Source organism: Salarchaeum japonicum (assembly GCF_020614395.1).
In the GTDB taxonomy this organism is placed as follows: domain Archaea; phylum Halobacteriota; class Halobacteria; order Halobacteriales; family Halobacteriaceae; genus Salarchaeum; species Salarchaeum japonicum.
Map to the genome: position 1 here is coordinate 2142486 of NZ_CP085324.1, position 19170 is coordinate 2161655.

Here is a 19170-nt window from a genome sequence, read left to right on the forward strand (position 1 = left end):
ACGCGTACTGCGGTCACGAGGAAGAAAAGGCTACCGTCGCCGGACGGTCAGGCGGTCTCGTGCACGTCGTCGAGTTCCTCGACGGTCGGCGCGTTCACGATGGTGACCGTGTCGCCGGACACCTCGACGGAGAACGCGTCCGCGTACTTCCCGTCCGGAATCCGGTACGTATCAGTGGACACCTCGGTCGCGCCGAGGTGGTCGAGGACGGCGCGGTAGCCCTCGACGAACTCCTGGGCGTCCTGCGGGGAGTCCCAGACGGACTTCCAGACGTACCCGGTCTCGTTCGTCTCTGTGGAGTCGTCGCGGACGTACGGCACGAGTTTGTCGCCGTCCCAGCCGGCGGTCATCTCGTGGTCGTAGTTGTACGCGTCGAGTTCACCCGAGGCGGAGAAGAAGTCCTGGTAGGGGATGGCGACGTTCCGCACCGCGCCCGCCTCGTTGGACGCGACGTAGCTCTGGTACCAGAGCGCGACGTACATCCCGCCCTCACCGAACTCCGCGTAATCGACGCTGTTCGGGCCGAGGTCGGGCACCGACCACTCCGCCGTGCTCGTGTCCGCGACGGACACCTCGGTGGGCGCGTCCTCGCCGTACGTCGCGGGGTGGATGGTCTGCTCCGTGCTCGCCGGCGGGTTCTCGTACACGGCGTTCACGGCTTCCCAGCCGCCGTTCTCCCGAATCTGCTGGACGAACGGCGGGCCGTCGCTGTACGGCTGGAACGTGATGGCGTACATGCCGACGTGGAGGTCGGACGACGACCCACCGCCGCCGGAGGACTCCGGCATCAGGCAGTCCCAGTCCTCGGTACACCGCTGTTCGTAGAGGTAGTCCACGTAGTTCCCGTCGCCCTCGATGATGCCGTCGATGGCGTTGTGGGACTCGGTCGTGGACTGGTCGTAGCGCGTGATGTTGAACCGCTGGTCTTGGAGCGCGTGGAAGAGCTCCTGGGAGAGCGTCACCTCGTTCATCTGGGGGTTCTCGCTGTCCGAGACGATGACGATGCGGTCTTCGCTCGGACTGTAGTAGCCGCCGACGCTCCCGGCGGTGTTCGAGCGCTGCGCGGCGATAGCGCTCTCGTTCTCGCCAGTCATGAACACGGCCTCCCACTTCACGTTCTGGTGGAGGCTCGCGTTCCGGGACGGCTCACCGCCCGACTGCGTCTGGTTCCGGAACTCGGCGCGCGTGATGATGGAGACGGGAACCGTGGTCTCGAACTCCAGCTGGCGCACCTGCTCGACGCGCGCCATCGACCGGTTCACGACCGCGGCGAGTTCGCTGTCGTTCAGGCCGTCAGAGCGATCCACTTGAATCGGTTCGTCGTACCAGAGTCCGCCCTCCCAGCCGAGGCGGTCGGTCTCGGGGTCGGCGTACTCGTCGGTGTTCGTGCCGTCCGTGCTCGTCGCGTGGGTCGTCGTCGCGTCCGTGCTCGTCGGCGCGGGCGTCGTCGTCTCGGAGGAGAACGGGCTCTGACAGCCCGCGAGGGCGACCATCGCGACCAGGGCGACGGCGAGTATTCGACGGTCCATATCCGAACCCCGACCTCGAACAACTAAAACCCCGTACACGTCCGGCGCGTAACCGTTTTGCCGGCCGCGGGAGACACCCCCTGCATGGAGTTCGACCCCGACCGAACCGCGCTGGTCGTCGTGGACATGCAGAACGGCTTCTGTCACCCCGAGGGAAGTCTGTACGCGCCCGCGAGCGGCGACGCGGTCGACCCCGTCGCGAGCCTCGCCGAGCGCGCCCGCGACGCGGGCGTCACCCTCGTGTACACCCGGGACGTGCACCCGCCCGGCCAGTTCGACGACACCCACTACTACGACGAGTTCGAGCGCTGGGGCGAACACGTCGTCGAGGACTCCTGGGACGCCGAACTCGTCGCCGGCCTCCCCGACCCCGACCACGTCGTCGAGAAGCACACCTACGACGCCTTCCACGAGACCGAACTCGACGGCTGGCTCACCGCGAGGGGGATCGACGACCTCCTCGTCTGCGGGACGCTCGCGAACGTCTGCGTCCTCCACACCGCGTCCTCCGCCGGCCTCCGCGACTACCGGCCCGTCGTCGTCACCGACGCCCTCGGCTACATCGAACCCGACCACAAGGAGTACGCCACAGACCACGCCGACTGGCTGTTCGGCGAACTCACCGACCGCGACAGTATCGACTTTGCGCCGAACTGAACGCGCCGAGCGCGGTAGCGCACCGTGACCGACCTTCCGCCGCCCGCCGAAGTAGACTCGCTCGACGACTTGCCGGCGGACGAGAACGGCGTGTACTGCGTGGATTTCCGCGAGCATCCCGAGTACTATCGAATCGACCGCGGCGAGCAGGGGGTGTTCAAGGTGGAGCCGTACAAGTCGGAGTTGTTGCCGCTGTGGGGGTACGCGGACGCGGGGACGGCGGCGGAGAGCGCGGTAGCGATTCGGGAGAGATTCGAGGAATACCGCGAGCGTGGGGAGTTCGTGGGGATGGATATGGCGCGGAAGTACCTGCGGATGGGGTACACGCGGGCGATGCGGTACGCGCGGTATCCGGGCGGCCGGAAGTACGTCGATGGGGAGGAGCGCGACCCGGTGGAGTGGGCGGACGCGGAGAAGCGGCGGGCGGCCCGAATCTACTGGCACGCGCTCCAGTCCGTGACGGCAGACTCCGTGTACCGGGCGTTCCGGGAGCGCTGGCCGCGCGTCTAGTCGAGGCGGACGGGGTCGTCGGTCGGGCGGAGAGTCACGGTCACGTCGTCCCCGGGAGCGAGGTCGTGGCCGTCGGCGAACACGAGTTTCGCGCGGAGGCTGTCGCGGCCGCAGAACAGGGAGAGACCGGTGGCGGGCCGGTCGTTCGCCCGCACCTCGACGCCCGCCCACGTCACGTCGCGGCCGTCCGGCGTTCCGAGCGCGGCGTCGAGGAGCGGCAGGGGGGCGTCGCTGCCGCCGAGCTGGCCGCCGTGGCGGTAGTGGGGGATGCCGCCGTCGAGCGGGCGGCCGTCGTCGCTCCCGACCGCGGCGAACGTTCCCGGATTCGGGTGGGTGGGCGCGTCGAGCGCGACGTACGTCCTGCCGGTCTCAGCGACGGTTCCGGTGCCGTCCCACGGGACGCCGCGCACGCCGATGTCGATGTCGAGGGGGAGATTGCCGGACGCGCGCACGGGGTCGGCGTCGCGGGCGCGGAAGCCGAGGTGGAGGTGGTTGTCCACCCAGGGCGCGAAGAACCCCGAGCGCACCAGCTCGCCGAGGGAGTCCCCGACGGCGACCTCGTCGCCGACTTCGACCGCGGGTTCGACGTGGAGGACGCGCGCGAGGCGGTCGCCGGTGTCGATGACGACGAGGTGGTCGCGGTCGCTCGCGTACGGTTTCGGGGGACAGCGGACGGTTCGGACGTGCGTGACGGTGCCGGCGACGGGGCTGGGCGCGTCGTTCGAGTCGGGGTAGAGGTCGATTGCGCGGCCGGCGTCGTGCGCGGGATACGGCGAGTTGTAGAGGGAGAATCGGGGGTAGCGTTCGAGGACGGCGGCCGGCAGGCAGACCATACGGGTGGGTTACACCGAGCGCATTTACCCGTGTCGCGCGAAGGGAGGGGTATGCGCGTGGTTCGTGGCGTGGCTGACACGCGGACGGGGGACGGCGAGGTGACCCGGCGGCTCACGGAGCAGGTCGGGGAGTCCGGCGAGCCAGCCGTGCGGGTGTGGCGGCCGGATCGGCAGGTGGCGTTCGGGCGGCGGGACGCGCGGGCGGACGGCTACGAGGCGGCGCGCGAGGCGGCGCGCGAGCACGGGTTCGCGTCCGTGGAGCGGAGCGTCGGCGGGCGCGCGGTGGCGTACACGGGAACGACCGTCGCGTTCGCGCGCGTCGAACCCATCGACGACATCCGGAGCGGCATGGAGGAACGCTACGAGGCGATGGTGTCGGACGTACAGCGGGCGTGCTGGCGGCTCGGCGCGCCCGCGCAGCGCGGCGAACCCCCGGAGTCGTTCTGTCCGGGCGCGTACAGCCTCCAGTACCGGGGGAAACTGGCGGGGGTCGCCCAGCGCGTCACGTCGAACGCCGCGCTCGTCTCCGGCGTGCTCGTGGTCGAAGACCACCGCGAGATTGGGCGCGTGCTCGCCGACGTGTACGGCGAACTCGGCCTCGCGTTCGACCCGCGGTCGGTCGGGAGTCTGGAGCGCGCGGGCGCGACCACCGACCCCGTCGAGGTCTTATCGGAACTGGAGACGGCGCTCGCGGGCGCGACCTATCGAACCGAGAGCGTCCGTCAGACTTAGGCCCGTACTCGCCGCACTCGACGTATGCGCGTGATTCGGAACGCGGCGCTCGCCGACGGCCGCCGAGTGGACGTTCGACTCGACGGCGGCCGCATCGACGCCGTGGGCGACGACCTGGACGGCGAACTGCTCGTGGACGCGAACGGGAAACGCCTCCTGCCGGGAATGATAGACGTGCACGTTCACTTCCGCCAGCCGGGCGCGAGCCAGAAGGAAACCTGGACGACGGGGAGTCAGTCGGCGGCCGCGGGCGGCGTCACCACCGTTGTCGACCAGCCGAACACGAACCCGCCCACCGTCACGGGCGCGGCGTTCGACGAGAAGGACGAACTCGCGAGCGAGTCGCTCGTGGACTACGGCGTCAACGGCGGCGTCACCGAGAACTGGGAGCCGGACTCGCTGTTCGAGAGGCCGCTGTTCGCGCTGGGCGAGGTGTTCCTCGCCGACTCGACCGGAAACATGGGTATCGACGCGGCGCTGTTCGCGGCGGCGGTGGAGCGCGCGGCCGACGAGGACGTGCCCGTCACCGTGCACGCGGAGGACGCCGACCTGTTCTCAGAGGACGCCCGGGAGCGCTCGGACGCGGACGCGTGGAGCGCGTACCGCACGCCGGAGGCGGAGGAAGCGGCGGTGGAGCGCGCGGTCGCGGTCGCGGAGGGGTCGGGCGCGCAGGTGCACATCGCGCACACCAGCACGCCGGAGGGCGTGGACGCGGCGCGCGCGGGCGGCGCGACCTGCGAGGTGACGCCCCACCACCTCTTCCTCTCCCGGGACGACCTCCCCGACCTCGGGACGTTCGGGCGGATGAACCCGCCGCTTCGCTCCGAAGAACGGCGAGAAGCGGTGTTCGAGCGGCTCCAATCGGGTGCGGTGGACGTGGTGGCGACCGACCACGCGCCGCACACCCGCGAGGAGAAGGACGCGGGCATCTGGGACGCGCCCTCGGGCGTGCCGGGCGTCGAGACGGCGCTCCCGCTCCTCCTGAACGCCGCGCGCGAGGGCGAGTTGTCCTACGAGCGCGTGCGGGACGTGACCGCCGCGAACCCCGCTCGAATCTTCGACCTCCCGCGGAAGGGACGAATCGAGGCCGGCCGGGACGCGGATTTGGTGCTCGTCGACCCCGAGAACGTGCAGGAAATCCGGGGCGACGACCTGCACTCGAAATGTGGGTGGACGCCGTTCGAAGGCTTCGCGGGCGTGTTCCCGGAGTGGACGATGGTGCGGGGCGAGTTCGCCTACCGGGAGGGGAAGTTCGGGAGCGCGCGCGGCGAGAACGTGCGGCGTCAGAGGTCGTAGCCGCCGTCGGCGCGCGTCGACACGTCGTACCACGAGAACGCGCCGGTGTCCTCGACGACCAGCGACACCCAGGAGTCGTCCTTGCCGTAGGGTTCGAACGCCATCGTCCGCGCGTCCTCGCGTTCCGGCGGGTCGCCGTCGACGGTGAAGGAGAGCGTGTACGTCGTCTCCTCGGTGAAGACGCTCGGAACGAACACCGCTTCGCCGGGCCGGAGGGACACCGTCGACTCGACGGGCTGCCGTCCTTGGTCGGAGCCTGCGGTGTCCGTGAGTTCGACGCCGAGCGTGTGCGGGAGACGATGGCGGTTCTTGAATCCGAGACTGCCGACGGGTGGTTCTCGGGAGTCGGTCGCGGTTTGACAGCCCGCGAGCGCCCCGGCAGCGCCCGCTCCGAGGGCGGTGAGGAGGGCGCGTCGCGTCGGGAGACGCATACCCGAACCCATTCGTTTTTTGTTAATAACATTTCGCTCTGCGAGGGGAATTCTTTTCGGCGCGGCACGCGCCCGTAGTGGCATGAGCGAGGACGTGACAGACCCGCGGGCGGGTGCGTGGGCGGCGACGGTCGAGGACATGGCGGCGACCGCTGACGCCTACGACGACGCCGGCTGGGACACGTACGAGGTAGAGCCGGGCGACACGACACTGCTGGCGACCGAGGACGCCGAGCGCGCGGACCTCGACGTGGTCGTCACCGGGCCGGACTACGAGACGGTCACGGGCCTCATCGAGGACGGCGTCTCCTTCACCGAGTACGAGGTGCTCACCGCGACCGAAGCGGGGACGGTGTACGTCGTGGTCGTGATGGAAGACCCCGACCGCGAGGTCGCGCTGTTGTTCGCGGGGATGTACGGCGAAGACGACGCCGCGGACGCCGCGGACGCGGCCGCGGAGCGCGGCGAGTTCGTGGTTCACCTCCGCGGCCTGGAGGAAGAACCGGTCGAGTTCGTGTACGAAGACCCCGGGTTGTTCGCGGGCGAGGACTAGTACGGACGGCGTTTCACGTCCCGGTAGTAGTGGAGGTAGACGACGTGCATGAACGCGGACGCGAGCACGGTGAGCGCCGCGGCGACGAGCGCGCCGGGCGTCAGCGAGAACGCGGCGTCCCGCGGGACGGCGTCCGTGAGGAAGAGGAAGGCGACGGCGGGCGGGAGCGTGACGGCGAGGCGGGCGACCGCGAACGCGACCGCTCCGCCGGTGTTCTCGGAGACGAACTCCTTGCTCTCCCGGAGGGCGTTCGGGCCGCCGACGTCGTCCACGACGACCGCGGCGGAGACGAACTGCAGGACGAACACGGCGACGAGCACGCCGAAGACGAACGTGATGACCGCCACGACGTTGAGGACGGGTATGAACGCGAGCACGACGAGCGCGAACGTGGCGGCGACGACGAGACCGAGAATCGTGAGGTTCGCGCCGAGGAGGTGGAGGACGCGCTCGCCGTACGTCTCGAACGCGGCGGAGAGCGGGACGCGGTCGTCGCGCTCGGCGTCCGCGTACACCAGCGACAGCGCGGGTATCGTGAGGAAGGGCGCGACGAACATCGAGAGCGCGGACCCGACGAGGTTCGCGGCCTGCCCGCGAAGGACGAACCGCGGGGCGTTGAGCGCCTGCACGGCGGCGAGGAGGGCGACGACGACCGCGAACGCGTCGGGCCGTCGTTTCACGAACGATGCGGCGCGGCCGAACGCCGTTCCGAGCGACATACAGGCCTGATTTCTGCGAACCCGAAAAAACGGTTGTGGGAGATTAGTCCGCGGTGGTGAGGTCGCCGCCGCAGTGCGGGCACTCCTCGCCGTGGCGGAGTTCGTCGCTCGCCTCCCGGACCTCCCGCATGACGCTGGAGATGCGTTCCTCGGCGTCGAGTTCGTCTTCGACGGCGAGGTCGACACCCTCGACTTCCAGCAGGAACTTCGCGACCTCCGTGGCTTCGTACATCACGTCGTCCAGTTCGTCCGCGGTGAAGAAGTCGCTCATCGCGCCGTAGAGGAAGGTCGCGCCCGCGGTTCGAACCTTGTCCTCGAACGCCGCACGCGCCTGATTCACCGCCTGCGGCGTGTACGTGTCCGTCATGAACGGCACGAGCTCCGGGAGGTTCTCCCCGATCTTCGTCATCTCCACGCCCGTCTCCGTCCGGAAGTCCGCGCAGAGCCGCGCAATCGCCCACTCGCGGGCCGTGATGTAGGTGCGGTCGCGGAGGAACTCGTTCACGCGCTCGTACTGCGCGCCGTCCATCTTCGTGAAGCGGTCGTAGGAGACCACGTCCTCGGGCACGTCGTCCGCGTCCTCGCTCCCGGTGTCCTCGGGGACGCCGGGCGTGGCGTCTGATTCCGGTTCGTCGTCTTGCGCGTCCGCCCGAGCGGCGCGCTCCCCGGCGGGTTCGGCGTCCTCAGTCATACTCCCGGATAGCGAGTACGGCCGCAAAAGGGTGTCGGGGAGGACAACGCTTTACTCGGGAGAGGGCGACGACTCGGACATGAAGGTCTTGCTCGGAATCGGCGGCAGCGAGGACTCCCTCGACGCGCTCTCGAAGACCGCGGAGCGCGCGCGGGAGGCCGGCGACGACCTCACGGTCGCCATCGTGGAGAACCCGGAGAGCGACCGGACGCCTGACGAAATCGAGGACGCCGTCGCGCGCGTGCTCGACGAGTACGACATCGACGCGACCGTCCGGCACGTCTCCGGCGACCCCGGCAGTCAGCTCGTGACCATCGCGGAGTCGGAGGACTTCGACCAGATAGCGCTCGGCGGCGGTGAGCGCAGTCCGATGGGGAAACTCCGACTCGGCCACATCGCCGAGTTCGTACTCCTGAACGCGCACGTCTCAGTCACCCTCGTCCGATGACCGTCGACGAATATCCCGACACGGCGTCCGGGCCGTTCCCGTCCCCGCCGTCGTCGTTCGTGGACGGCGACGACCGCGACATCGAGGTGCGGGCGTTCGACGAGGACACGGACGCGCTCGTGGAGATGTACGTGGACTTCTCGCAGGAAGACCGCGCGCAGGGCGTGCCGCCCGTCGGCGAGGACCGCGTGCGGGACTGGCTGGACACCCTCACCGCGGACGGCTACAACGTCGTCGCGTGGCACGACGACCGCGCGGTCGGGCACGCCACGCTCGTCCCGGACGGCACGGGCGGGTACGAACTCGCCATCTTCGTCCACCAGGACTACCAGGGCGCGGGCATCGGCACCCGCCTCCTCCGGAACCTCCTCGGGCACGGGGCCGAACAGGGCGTCGAGCGCGTGTGGCTCACCGTCGAGCGCTGGAACCGCGCGGCGGTCGCGCTCTACGAGAAGGTCGGGTTCGAGACCGTGGACACGGAGAGCTTCGAACTCGAAATGGCCATCCGCGTCTAAACCGAGAGAACGGGCTGGCTCGCGTAGAGAAGGACGTACTCGGCCGCTTTTTCGAGAACCGCGGAGCTGTCGTCGCCGGTCTCGCGGGGGACGACGAGGAAGTCCGCGTCCAGGTCGTCGGCGGCGTCGAGGATGACGCTCCCCGGGTGCGTCATCTTCCGCGTGGTGGAGAACCCGAGCGCGATGGATACGTCGAGGGGGACGCGGTCGTCCGCGACCGCGCGGAGGTCGTCCGCGAACGCCTCGGACTGGTCTGCGACGGCGTCCTCCGACACCTCGCCGGACTCCACGCGGCGCGACACCTGTTCGCCGGCGACGAAGAGCGCGTGGAGGGTGGCGTCGTACTTCTCGGCGATGGCGACCGCGTACTCGGCGGCGTTGACGGACTCCGCGCCGCCGTCCACGGGAACGAGCACGGTGTCCACGTCGAGGGGCATACGCGGACGTGCGTCCCGGGACGGTAAAAAGACTCCGCGCTCCGCAAGCGCTAAGCCGCCGGGTGCGAACCATCGGAGTCCATGCGCTCGCTCGACCTCGGCTTCACGCTCGGCCTGGAGATGTCGTTCGCCCCCACGGTTCGCTGGGCGGCCGACGAGGGGTTCGACTTCGTGGAACTCCTCCTCGACGGCCCGTACGCCCGCCAGCGCGTCGAACCCCGGACTGGGGAGATGGCGGACGCGCTCGACGACCACGGCGTCGGCGTCGTGGTGCACTTGCCGTTCAACCCCGACCCCGGGTCGCCGTTCGCGCCCGTCCGCGAGGGCGTCGTCGAGGAACTCGTCGCGGGCATGGACACCGCGGTCGAACTCGGCGCGGAGAAAGTCGTCTTCCACCCGTCCTCGGACGCCTGGCGGCTCGGCTGGAGCGACGAGGAGACCCGGGAGTTCGTGCACGACAGCCTCGACGCGCTCGTCCCCGCGGCGCGCGAACGCGGCCTCGACCCCTGCCTCGAAAACATCGTCTCCAGTTACTACGACGCCACGACGTTCCCCGAACTCCTCGAACGCTACCCCGAGGCGTCGATGACGTTCGACACGAGCCACGCCCATCTCGCCGGCGTGAGCGCCGACGAGATGGGGGCGTTCCTGCGCGCGCACGGCGAGCGCGTCCACCACCTCCACCTCGTGGACACGCGGGGCGACGCCGACGAACACCTCCCCGTCGGGATGGGGCGTCTCGACTTCGACCCCGTGTTCGACGCGCTCCGGGAGACCGAGTGGGCGGGGACGGCGACGCTCGAAATCGGGACGAGCGACCTCGACACCATCGCGGTCGGGAAGAAGCACGTGGACGCCTACGAGTGAGGGGGTCGCGCCATCATTTATGTCCCGGGGTGTAGAAGACGCGAGTATGATAGGGACGGTCGTCATCGCGACGGACGGCTCGGAGAGCGTCGAGCGCGCCGTCGCGGTCGCCTTGGACCTCGCGGAGCGCTTCGACGCGGACGTGCACGCGCTCTACGTCGTGGACGCCGGCGAGGTGGAGAACGCGCCCATCGACCTCCGGGAGGAACTCCGCGCCGCCCTGACCGAGCGCGGGGAGACGGCGACCGGGCACGTCGTCGAGCGCGCGAACACCGGGGTGACCACGGCCGTCCGGGAGGGCCGGCCCGCGAACGAGATTCGGGCGTACGCCCGCGAGGTGGACGCGGACGTGGTGGCGACGGGCACCCGCGGCCGCCACGGCGAGAACCGCTTTCTCGTCGGATCCGTCGCGGAACGAGTCGTGCGGACGTGTCCCGTGCCCGTGTTGACGGTGCGGCAGATGGCGAGCGACGAGTCCGCATAGCGGCGTCCTTTTCACCCGAGGTGTTCTCTCCCGTGTATGAAGGACTGGGTTATCGACGACGAGAACCTCTCCCTGGAGCGCAAATCCCTCCTCCCGGGGACGGGATTTTTCGTCCCGGACGGCATCGAAGACGAGCGCGAAGACCGCGAAATCGAGGCGCGCGCGCAGGACGCCGGCGTCATCGTGGTCACCGACCCGGACGCCGACGGCCTCGCGTGCGCCGCCATCATCCGCGAAGTGTACGGCGAGGGCGCGCTCATCCCGACCGGCCCGCACGAGCTCGCGGACGGCATCCGGCGCGCCGCCGAGTACGGCGAAGCGGGCGCGCGCGTGTTCATCTGCGACCTCTGCCCGGACGACTACGCGGACGTGGAGGTCGAACTCGGCCTCCTCACCGAGCACGCGGCGTCCGTGCGGTGGTTCGACCACCACCAGTGGACGGACAGCGCGAAACGCGGCGTCCGCGACGCCGGCGTCGACCTGGTCGTCGGCGAGTCCGACGAGGAGTGCACGGCGGACGTGGCCGTCCGCAGCATCGAAGAGGACATCCCCCGCCACCTCATCGAACTCGCGGCGGTGACGCGCGACCACGACCTCTGGCTGAAAGAAGACCCGCGCTCGGACGACCTCGCGGACTACTCGCACTGGGTGGACGACGAGGAGTACGCCGACACCGTGCAGGAACACGGCCCCGACCTCCCCGAGTCGGCCCAGGAGTACCTCGCGGAGCGCCGCGTCGAGAAGAACGACCTCATCGAGCGCGCGGTGAGTCGCGCCGAGATGAAATCGGTGAACGGCGTGACCGTGGGCGTGACCTACGGGCGGTGTTCGCAGAACGAGGTCGCGGACGAACTCCGCGAGCAGGGCGCGGACGCCGCCGTCGTCGTGAAACCCTCGGGGAGCGCGAGCATCCGCGGGAGCGAGGACTTCGAGCGGTGTCACGAGGTCGCGCGCCAAGTGCAGGGCGGCGGCCACCCGCGCGCCGCGGGCTGTAAACCCCACATCTACGACGACATGATGGACTACGCCCACCACTGGACGACGCAGGGCGCGGTCGCGAAACAGAAAATCCTGGACGCGTTCGCCTCCCTCCCCGACGACGAGGAGGGCGCGGACACCGAGCGCTAGACGACCCAGCGGTCGGAGTACGCGGTGCCGCACTCGCAGTACGCGTACGCGTGCATCACGTCGCCCTCCGCGTACAGACCGCCGACTTCCTCGTTTTGCTCCTCGAAGAACGCGAACACGAACTCCGTCTCGTGGTCGCTCGCCGGTTCGTCGGGGTGCTTGCTCGGGCAGTCGCCGCCCGCGAGCGAGTCCGCGATGTCGCCGTTCGTCCCCATCGCCTGCTGGCTGAACTGCATCGCCTCCATCCCTGTCACCTGCTTGAAGACGCTACGGCCCTGGTCGCCGGGGACGACGAGGACGATGCCGTCGTCGGTGCGTTCGCCGTACTGTTCGAGCGGCCCGAGGTCGCCCACCATCCCCTCGGTGAGGTAGACGGCGACGTGTTCGGGGTGCTCGCCGTCGAGGAACTCCTCGTACGTACTCATCGCTGGTGGTTCGTGGCGTACGCGAAAAAGCGCGGCGACTCTACTCGGCGTCTTCGTCCTCGCCGAGCAGGGAGGCGACGGATTCCTCGCCGTACTCGGTGATTTTGACGTTGAGCTGGGCGGTCTCCTCGGAGACCTCGCGGCCGCGAACGCTCACGCGCTTGCGTTCGCCGTCGCGGCTGGGGTTGAACCCGGGGCCGCCGCCGAGCAGGAGGTCGGCGAGCCCGCTCCCGCGGACGTCGGGGCGCATCGGACGGCCGGCGGCGTCGCTGCCGCCAGTCAGTTCGACCGTGTAGCCGGTCAGTCCCACGGCGTCGCCGTCCACTTCGTCGCCGAGTTCCCGACCGAGGAATCGATTGGCGTCCTGTCCGTCAACTTCGAACTGGTGGCTCTCACCCGCCTCGGGGTCGGCCACCACGACATCGAACGTAGCCATACCCGATAGGAGAGGGAGAGTGCCCTAAAACCCGTCGAATACGCGTCCCGAGCGTTGAAGGCCGCGCGAGGCGAATCCCGGAGCGTGAACCGTGACCGCGTGCGGGGTGCGCTCTCGGAGTTCGCGGGGAGCGACGCCGAACGCCGCGCGGTCGCGCGCGCCGCCGGCGACCTCGCGGACAGCGGCCGGTACGAGGACGCGACGGGCCGCGAACTCACCGCGGCGGAACTCCTCGAACACCTCCGGGACGCCCCAGAGGAGTTGGTCGCGAGCCGGTGGAACTGGTGGATGGGAAGCCTCGACCTCGCCTACGGGGGGTTCGGCGAGTTCCAGGTGCGGCGGTGGCGGGAGTAGCGACGAACCCAAACCGCCGGGGCGGATAGACTGGCGTGATGGAGATACGGTTTCTCGGTGGCGCGCGCGAGGTCGGGCGGAGCGCGATTCTCGTGGACGACAGCCTCCTGCTCGACTACGGGATGCGCACCGGGAACCCGCCGCAGTTCCCGTTGGACGCCGACCCGGACGCGGTCGTCGCCTCGCACGGCCACCTCGACCACGTCGGCGCGCTCCCGAGTCTCCTCTCCGGGGACGCGCGGCCGCCGATTCACTGGACGCCGCCGACGCGAGACCTCGCGAACACGCTCGCCAGGGACACCCTGAAACTGCACGGCGGCACGCTCGCGTGCCCGTTCACGGAGACGGACGTCCACCGGATGAGCGAGGTATCAGTGACGCACGGCTACGGCGAGTCGTTCGAGGCGGCGGGGTACGAGGTGACGTTCTACGACGCCGGCCACATCCCCGGGAGCGCGCACGTCCTCGTCGACGACGGGGAGACGCGCCTGCTCTACACGGGCGATTTCCACGTGGACGACCCGGACGCGGACGGCGTGGGCGGTCAGCGACTCGTCGCGGGGTCGCGGGCGCGCCCGGACGCGGACGCCGTCATCGTCGAGAGCACGTACAGCGACGTACACCACGACCCCCGGGGCGCGGTCGAGGAGCGGTTCGCGGAACGGGTCGCGAACACCGTCTGGGAGGGCGGCACGGTCGTCGTGCCCGCGTTCGCCATCGGCCGCACCCAGGAGGTGCTCATGGTGTGCGACGCGTACGACATCGACTGCTACGTGGACGGGATGGGGAAGGACGTGACGCGGAGCGTCCTCCAACACCCCGCGTTCCTCCGGGACGCGGACGCGCTCCGGCGAGCGAAGGGACACGCGCGGTTCGTCACCGGACGGCAGGGACAGAAGAAACGCATCGCCGACCAGAACACGGTCGTCGTCACCACGTCCGGGATGCTCTCGGGCGGCCCCGCGATGACGTACGTCCCCGAAATCGCCGGCCACCCCCGGAACCTCGTCGCGTTCACCGGCCACCAGGTCGAGGGAACGCCCGGCCGGGAGTTGCTCGACACCGGCCAGACGGAACTCGACGGCCGGCGGATGCGGGTGAGCGCGCGCATCGACCAGTACGACTTCTCGGCGCACGCCGACCGCGACGGCATCCGCGGATTCCTCGATTCCTATCGGGACGCCGCGGTGCTCGTGAACCACGGCGACCGCTGTCCGGCGTTCGCGGCCGAACTCCGCGAGGACGGCTGGGACACCCGTGCGCCCGAGCGCGGCGAGCCCGTCAGGGTCTGACGCGACGAACAGACGTTTGTACGGACGGCGGCTACACCGGGTATGACCGAGACGCCGGACGACCTCCCGCCGACGGACCGCGAATCCCCCGTGGGGGAACCCGTCATTCGCGGTGACGAACGCGTCGTCGGCGACCACGCCGCGAACGCGGTCTCCTTCGACCCCGACGACCCCGAGCGCGTCGCCGCCGCCGCGGACACCGTGCGCGCGTTCGCCACCGGCGACCTCGGGGACGACCACCTCGCGATGCTCCGCGGGGCCGCCGCGTGCGCCGCGCTCGTCCGCGCCGAACAGTCCTACAAGGCCGCCGCCGAACGCGCCGGCGACGACGTGACCGTCCCGTTCATCCGGAAGTGGGCGCGCGTCCACGACCTCCCCCAGCCGGTTCGCCGGCACGTCGCCGTCGGCCACATCCCGCCGACCGCCGCGAAACACATCGCGCGCGTCGGCGGCGACGCCCGCTACCGGCTCGCGTGGGCCGTCCTCGACAACGACCTCACCGTCCGCCAGGTGCGGCAGGTCGCGAGCGACGTGAACGACGGCCGCGCCCTCGGGGACGCCCTCCGCGACCACGGCGTCACTCCCGGCGAACTCACCCTCACCCTCCCCGCGAACGCCTACCGCGACCTCCGCCGCCGCGCCGCCATGACCGACACAGACCCCGGCGACATCGTCGCGGACGCCCTCGACGCCTACCTCGACGAGTAACCGGATGGTAAACGTTTAACCACGCCAGCACCCAGATGGGAATGAGGGCCGGTAGCTCAGTTTGGCAGAGCGTCTGGCTTTTAACCAGACGGTCGCGTGTTCAAATCGCGCCCGGCCCGCTTTTGCGACGACTAACGGTGCGGAGCAACGCGGCCAGCGATTTGGACGCAGCGAACAACGCGACGCGTTGTGAGTGAGTGTTCAAATCGCGCCCGGCCCGCTCCACCTTTTGCGCTGCGCGAGCCTTCGGCTCGCTCGGCAAAATCTGGACCAAAAGCACTCCTCCTTCGCTCCACTTCGTTCCGCTCAGTCGTCGGCCTCGCGCTTCGCGCGAGTGAACCGGCGACCTACCGGGCTCTGCGAGCCACTCGGTCGCCAGATGCATATTCAAATCGCGCCCGGCCCGCTCCTCTTTGAACAACGCCCGCGAGAGACCGGCGTGTGCGGGAGGTTGTTCCGGTAGTGCTTTTGGTGTCGAGTTCGAGGTGGCGGGTATGAACCTGGATATCGGCGTTTTCGAGGACGAACTCGACGTTCTCGGTGTGGTTGTCGGCGTGCTGGTCGCGCTGATGGGCGTGGGGACGCTCGTCGGGATGCCGTGGCAGTACGCGAACAGTGCGGTGGTGACGGTCGGACAGATAGTGGGTGCGGTGTCGGCTATCGTCATCGGCGCGGGGTTGGCGTACTTCGTGCACTCAACGGCGTAACTCTCTGTTTTAGGAAGGGATAACGGACGCGAGCGCGTACGTGTCGGTATGTCGGTTCGGGTGACGGTGTACTCGCGGGCGGACTGCCACCTCTGCGAGGACGCCATCGAGACCATCGAGTCCGTCCGGGAACGCGTGCGGGTGGACGTTGCTATCGAGGAGGTGGACGTGGACGACGACCCCGAGTTGCGGGCGGCGTACGGCGAGCGCGTGCCGTACGTGTTCGTGGACGGCGACCCGGCGTTCAAGTTCCGCGTGGACGCTGACGAACTCGAAGAACGACTCAGTCGTCCACGTCGATAAACACGGTCAGGAGACCGAGAACGAGACCGAGGAGCGCGGCGGGAATCGCGTACGCGCCGGCCGCACCGCCGAGCGCGGCGGTGAGGAGGAGTAATCCGAGGAGTTTCGACCCCACATCGAGCGCGCGGTACGCCCGAGGGGCCAGGGACACCATCAGTCGTCCTGGCTGGCGGCGCGCGCGGCGGCCGCCTCGCTCGAATCCTCGATGCCCTTCCGTTTCTTGCGCCGAGCGAGCATCACGTAGACGAGGACGCCCTCGACGAGCGGCACGGCGACGGTCGCGACCTGGAGGGGGAGCGTGACCTCCGCCGTCGTCACGGGCGGCTGCGTGAACACGAACGTGAACAGGCCGCCGAGCACCGGAATCGGTGCCGCCCAGTGCACGATACCGCTGACGACCGTCGCGACGGTCGCGTTCATGCCGGCCATGGAGAGCATCACGATGAGCGCGATAGCTCCCACGCCGACGGCGGTCGGGAACGGCCGGTCGAGCGGGTCGGCCGTGAAGTGGACTTCGTTCTTCGAGTAGTCGATGAACGGCCAGAGCGCGAGCACCGTCGCGATGATACCGGGGACGATGACGCCCGCGACGAACTCACCGACCGGGATACCGCCGAGCGCGCTCGAAATCGCGTCGTGGAACGGGATGGCCGGGATGATTTTCAGCACGCCAAACACCCACATGAAGTACCAGTCCGGCCCGACGTTCGCCGGCGTGCTCGTCGGGTCGCTCGGCCCCCAGATGGGGAGGCGCTGAACGGGGAAGAACGCCGCCAGCAGGAACAACACCGCGAACGTCATCAGGAACACGACGATGGTCACCATCGCCTGGTTCGGGAACAGCGGCGTGCCGACGACGTAACTCTGGTCGTCGGAGTCAGGGCCGCCGTCGGACTCGTGGCGCTCGCCCTTCTGTTCCGTGTGCTTCTGGCGCACCAGCAGGAACATGTGGACGGCGATGAGGCCGCCGATGACGAGCGGCACGAGGAACACGTGCATGAAGAACAACCGCGGAATAACCGTCTCCGAGGCCGCCGGCCACGCACCGCCGAACACGAGGTACTGGAGCTGCTCGCCGATGAACGGAATCGTCCCCGCTATCTCGTACCCGATACCGGTCGCGGTCGCGCTGTACTCGTCGAACGGGAGCGCGTACCCGAGGAAGCCCTCAAGGATACCGAGGAAGATGAGGGCGGTGCCGACGAGCCAGTTCAGCTCGCGGGGGTTCCGGTAGGAGCCCGCGAAGAACACGCGGAGCATGTGGAGGCCCATCGCGGCGACGAACAGGAACGCCGCCCAGTGGTGCACCATCCGGAGCGTCATCCCGAACCGCGTACCGTACGTTATCTGGAGGACGGACGCGAACGCCGCCGGCACCTCCGTGCCCGCGTACGCCGCGACACGACCCGTGTACTCCACGGCCGTGGTGCTCGGCGTGTAAATCAGACCGAGGAACGTCCCCGTCAGAACGAGGATGACGAACGTGAACAGACTCACCTCACCGAGGAGGAACGAGCCGTACGCGTCCTCCGGGAACGCCTTCCCGAGGAACGTATCCCCGAGGTCGAGACGGTCGTCGAGCCAGCGGTAGACACGGCTCGGGTTCTCGTCCTCAGACGCCGTCCCCTCCGCGGGCTGCTGCTCTGTTTCCGTACTCATATCACTCTCCGCCTCCCGCCCCGATGGGCGCTTCGAAGTGCCCGGTCGCCATCAAGAGGTCGCCCTCCTCCGTCACGCCGATTGGGAGCTGGGGGAGCGGGCGCGGCGCCGGCCCACCGACGACCTCACAGCCGTTCAGGGGGTCGAACACGCTCTGGTGGCACGGACACAGGAGGTCTTGGCCGTCGCGCTGACTGACCTGACAGCCCGCGTGCGTGCACACCTTCGAGTACGCCGCGTACCCCTCGACGACGCCGTCGAGATTCGTCGGCTCCGCGTACTGATCCTGCTCGAAACGGATGAGGAGGGTCGCGGTCTGTCCCGCGGCCGTGAGCGCGCCGCCGCCCTCGGCCTCTGGGAACACAGTCATCATCTCCCCGCTCCCGGCCGGAATCGCATCCAGGCCGACGCGGTTCCCCTCCTGGTCGACCAGGTGGGTGCCGCTCACGTACATCGTCTCGTACGTCAGCGTCGTCGTGTCCTTCACGGCCGCGGAATCGACACCAACGAGGCCGTTCACCGCGAACGACCCGATAGCAGCCGACCCCGCGATACCCGCGAAGAGCTTCGCCGCGTTCCGACGAGTCTCCACGAGCGTATCCCGCTCGGGAATCTGCTCGGGTTCTCCCTCTGGCTCCGGTTCCTGTTCCGCCTCCGCCGTCGTGGTGTCGTCGTTCGTGGACATTAGTGGTCGCGTTCCTCCGCAACGTCGATACTCGGGATGAAGTACGTGTAGTAGAGCAACACCGTCTCCGCGAGGCTCACGCACAACAACGCCCCGTAGAACCCGAGGAACTGGTGGCGGGCCGCGCCGAACACTTCGCCCGCGAACAACGCCGCGAACACGACGGTCGCGAACGTGAACCCGCCGACGAGCCACACGCCGGTCAGGTTCGCCTTCGCGGGCCAGTACGCGACGACGCTCCGGTACTCGGACTCCAAGTAATCGGGGAGGTCGAGGTCTGTTCCATCGGTCGGTTCGATCGGCTCACCCGAACGCCCCACGCGGTGCGCGAACCGAATGCTCGCGAAGAGCACCCCGAACAGTCCGAACAGACCCAGCCAGGTCACGACACCCGCGACGTTGACGTTAATCTCCGTCGGCGCGTCGATGAAGTACCCGGTCGGGTTCAGCGAACTGTTCGGCGCCGGCTGGAGAGCGATCTCCTCGCCCCCCGCGTGGCCGCCGCTCGCCAGAGCGACGAACCACATCGGCACCAGTACGGCGCTGATGAGCAGTACGATGACAGCGGTTTCCCGTCTCATATCAAGCTTCGTGTCCATGACGCCGCCCGGAACCGGACGACAGTCGATAGTTGGACTTCTAGTGGGGAAATTGGGAGAGACATACATCGTTGTTTCGGTTACGACGAAGGCGAGACGGCCGCCCAACCGAAACCACTTCAACGCTCGCCGTCCCAACCCCAACTAGAACCGTCCACACGGACACACTAAC

The 19170-nt window shown here is 69.0% G+C and carries 27 protein-coding genes and 1 tRNA gene; 16 read left to right on the plus strand and 12 right to left on the minus strand.

The window, feature by feature from the left end:
• Positions 1–47 precede the first annotated feature (47 nt).
• A complete protein-coding gene (locus LI334_RS11995; protein ID WP_227261059.1) occupies positions 48–1529 on the minus strand; it encodes an Hvo_1808 family surface protein in 1482 nt (493 codons plus the stop codon).
• 84 nt (positions 1530–1613) lie between these two features.
• On the opposite strand from LI334_RS11995, the gene LI334_RS12000 reads away from it, so the two are divergent.
• Entirely contained in the window at positions 1614–2186 is a 573-nt protein-coding gene (locus LI334_RS12000) for a cysteine hydrolase family protein (protein ID WP_227261060.1), read from the plus strand.
• A 69-nt stretch (positions 2187–2255) separates the two neighbouring features.
• Entirely contained in the window at positions 2256–2696 is a 441-nt protein-coding gene (locus LI334_RS12005) for a DUF4385 family protein (RefSeq protein WP_343750113.1), read from the plus strand.
• Here LI334_RS12005 and LI334_RS12010 read toward each other — a convergent pair.
• Positions 2693–3529, minus strand: coding sequence for a hypothetical protein (locus LI334_RS12010; RefSeq protein WP_227261062.1), 837 nt, complete (start codon positions 3527–3529; stop codon positions 2693–2695). The genes LI334_RS12005 and LI334_RS12010 overlap by 4 nt on opposite strands.
• A gap of 51 nt (positions 3530–3580) precedes the next feature.
• On the opposite strand from LI334_RS12010, the gene LI334_RS12015 reads away from it, so the two are divergent.
• On the plus strand, positions 3581–4261 hold the full coding sequence (locus LI334_RS12015; RefSeq protein ID WP_227261063.1) for a lipoate--protein ligase family protein: 681 nt from the start codon (positions 3581–3583) through the stop codon (positions 4259–4261).
• A 24-nt stretch (positions 4262–4285) separates the two neighbouring features.
• Positions 4286–5557: a dihydroorotase gene (locus LI334_RS12020; RefSeq protein WP_227261064.1), complete on the plus strand. Its 1272-nt coding sequence runs from the start codon at positions 4286–4288 to the stop codon at positions 5555–5557.
• Here the strand turns inward: LI334_RS12020 and LI334_RS12025 are convergent.
• A complete protein-coding gene (locus tag LI334_RS12025; RefSeq protein ID WP_227261065.1) occupies positions 5545–5988 on the minus strand; it encodes a hypothetical protein in 444 nt (147 codons plus the stop codon). The genes LI334_RS12020 and LI334_RS12025 overlap by 13 nt on opposite strands.
• Before the next feature lie 82 nt (positions 5989–6070).
• On the opposite strand from LI334_RS12025, the gene LI334_RS12030 reads away from it, so the two are divergent.
• The gene (locus LI334_RS12030; RefSeq protein ID WP_227261066.1) at positions 6071–6541 is read left to right on the plus strand and encodes a DUF7529 family protein; all 471 of its coding nucleotides are present in this window, start codon (positions 6071–6073) and stop codon (positions 6539–6541) included.
• Here the strand turns inward: LI334_RS12030 and LI334_RS12035 are convergent.
• Both LI334_RS12035 and LI334_RS12040 read right to left on the minus strand, forming a co-directional pair.
• Positions 6538–7260, minus strand: a complete 723-nt coding sequence (locus tag LI334_RS12035; protein WP_227261067.1) for a DUF7847 domain-containing protein — start codon at positions 7258–7260, stop codon at positions 6538–6540. The genes LI334_RS12030 and LI334_RS12035 overlap by 4 nt on opposite strands.
• 43 nt (positions 7261–7303) lie before the next feature.
• Entirely contained in the window at positions 7304–7951 is a 648-nt protein-coding gene (locus tag LI334_RS12040) for a DUF5806 family protein (protein ID WP_227261068.1), read from the minus strand.
• A gap of 79 nt (positions 7952–8030) precedes the next feature.
• Between LI334_RS12040 and LI334_RS12045 the strand changes: the two genes are divergently transcribed.
• Both LI334_RS12045 and LI334_RS12050 read left to right on the plus strand, forming a co-directional pair.
• Positions 8031–8399 carry a universal stress protein gene (locus LI334_RS12045; RefSeq protein WP_227261069.1) on the plus strand — a complete coding sequence of 123 codons (369 nt, stop codon included), beginning with the start codon at positions 8031–8033 and terminating at the stop codon, positions 8397–8399.
• The gene (locus tag LI334_RS12050; RefSeq protein WP_227261070.1) at positions 8396–8914 is read left to right on the plus strand and encodes a GNAT family N-acetyltransferase; all 519 of its coding nucleotides are present in this window, start codon (positions 8396–8398) and stop codon (positions 8912–8914) included. The genes LI334_RS12045 and LI334_RS12050 overlap by 4 nt, the downstream gene beginning before the upstream one ends.
• On the opposite strand, the gene LI334_RS12055 is transcribed toward LI334_RS12050, so the two are convergent.
• Complete coding sequence (locus LI334_RS12055) at positions 8911–9351, minus strand: universal stress protein (RefSeq protein WP_227261071.1); 441 nt, start codon at positions 9349–9351, stop codon at positions 8911–8913. The genes LI334_RS12050 and LI334_RS12055 overlap by 4 nt on opposite strands.
• Before the next feature lie 81 nt (positions 9352–9432).
• Between LI334_RS12055 and LI334_RS12060 the strand changes: the two genes are divergently transcribed.
• Genes LI334_RS12060 through LI334_RS12070 form a run of 3 tightly spaced genes read left to right on the plus strand, consistent with a single transcriptional unit; the run spans position 9433 to position 11830 of the window.
• Complete coding sequence (locus LI334_RS12060; protein WP_227261072.1) at positions 9433–10218, plus strand: sugar phosphate isomerase/epimerase family protein; 786 nt, start codon at positions 9433–9435, stop codon at positions 10216–10218.
• 46 nt (positions 10219–10264) lie between these two features.
• The gene (locus LI334_RS12065; protein ID WP_227261073.1) at positions 10265–10702 is read left to right on the plus strand and encodes a universal stress protein; all 438 of its coding nucleotides are present in this window, start codon (positions 10265–10267) and stop codon (positions 10700–10702) included.
• A 36-nt stretch (positions 10703–10738) separates the two neighbouring features.
• Entirely contained in the window at positions 10739–11830 is a 1092-nt protein-coding gene (locus LI334_RS12070) for a DHH family phosphoesterase (RefSeq protein ID WP_227261074.1), read from the plus strand.
• On the opposite strand, the gene LI334_RS12075 is transcribed toward LI334_RS12070, so the two are convergent.
• Positions 11827–12255: a DUF5807 family protein gene (locus LI334_RS12075; protein WP_227261075.1), complete on the minus strand. Its 429-nt coding sequence runs from the start codon at positions 12253–12255 to the stop codon at positions 11827–11829. The genes LI334_RS12070 and LI334_RS12075 overlap by 4 nt on opposite strands.
• A 40-nt stretch (positions 12256–12295) precedes the next feature.
• Complete coding sequence (locus LI334_RS12080) at positions 12296–12691, minus strand: 30S ribosomal protein S6e (protein ID WP_227261076.1); 396 nt, start codon at positions 12689–12691, stop codon at positions 12296–12298.
• 84 nt (positions 12692–12775) lie between these two features.
• Between LI334_RS12080 and LI334_RS12085 the strand changes: the two genes are divergently transcribed.
• The 6 genes from LI334_RS12085 (at position 12776) to LI334_RS12110 (ending at position 16055) form a co-directional block, all read left to right on the plus strand.
• A complete protein-coding gene (locus LI334_RS12085; RefSeq protein ID WP_227261077.1) occupies positions 12776–13045 on the plus strand; it encodes a hypothetical protein in 270 nt (89 codons plus the stop codon).
• Positions 13046–13083: 38 nt separating this feature from the next.
• Positions 13084–14337 (plus strand): MBL fold metallo-hydrolase, encoded by a 1254-nt coding sequence (locus tag LI334_RS12090; RefSeq protein ID WP_227261078.1) that lies wholly within the window; start codon positions 13084–13086, stop codon positions 14335–14337.
• A gap of 42 nt (positions 14338–14379) precedes the next feature.
• The gene (locus LI334_RS12095) at positions 14380–15045 is read left to right on the plus strand and encodes a DUF7119 family protein (protein ID WP_227261079.1); all 666 of its coding nucleotides are present in this window, start codon (positions 14380–14382) and stop codon (positions 15043–15045) included.
• Positions 15046–15090: 45 nt separating this feature from the next.
• Positions 15091–15164 (plus strand) — tRNA-Lys (locus LI334_RS12100).
• Between the two features lie 375 nt (positions 15165–15539).
• Complete coding sequence (locus tag LI334_RS12105) at positions 15540–15752, plus strand: hypothetical protein (protein WP_227261080.1); 213 nt, start codon at positions 15540–15542, stop codon at positions 15750–15752.
• A gap of 48 nt (positions 15753–15800) precedes the next feature.
• Positions 15801–16055, plus strand: coding sequence for a glutaredoxin family protein (locus tag LI334_RS12110; RefSeq protein WP_227261081.1), 255 nt, complete (start codon positions 15801–15803; stop codon positions 16053–16055).
• Here the strand turns inward: LI334_RS12110 and LI334_RS12115 are convergent.
• Genes LI334_RS12115 through LI334_RS12130 form a run of 4 tightly spaced genes read right to left on the minus strand, consistent with a single transcriptional unit; the run spans position 16036 to position 18980 of the window.
• Positions 16036–16209, minus strand: a complete 174-nt coding sequence (locus tag LI334_RS12115; RefSeq protein ID WP_227261082.1) for a hypothetical protein — start codon at positions 16207–16209, stop codon at positions 16036–16038. The genes LI334_RS12110 and LI334_RS12115 overlap by 20 nt on opposite strands.
• Positions 16209–17714, minus strand: a complete 1506-nt coding sequence (locus LI334_RS12120) for a cytochrome b (protein WP_227261083.1) — start codon at positions 17712–17714, stop codon at positions 16209–16211. The genes LI334_RS12115 and LI334_RS12120 overlap by 1 nt, the downstream gene beginning before the upstream one ends.
• A 1-nt stretch (position 17715) precedes the next feature.
• The gene (locus LI334_RS12125) at positions 17716–18399 is read right to left on the minus strand and encodes a QcrA and Rieske domain-containing protein (RefSeq protein WP_227261084.1); all 684 of its coding nucleotides are present in this window, start codon (positions 18397–18399) and stop codon (positions 17716–17718) included.
• Positions 18399–18980, minus strand: a complete 582-nt coding sequence (locus tag LI334_RS12130; protein ID WP_227261085.1) for a hypothetical protein — start codon at positions 18978–18980, stop codon at positions 18399–18401. The genes LI334_RS12125 and LI334_RS12130 overlap by 1 nt, the downstream gene beginning before the upstream one ends.
• Positions 18981–19170 lie beyond the last annotated feature (190 nt).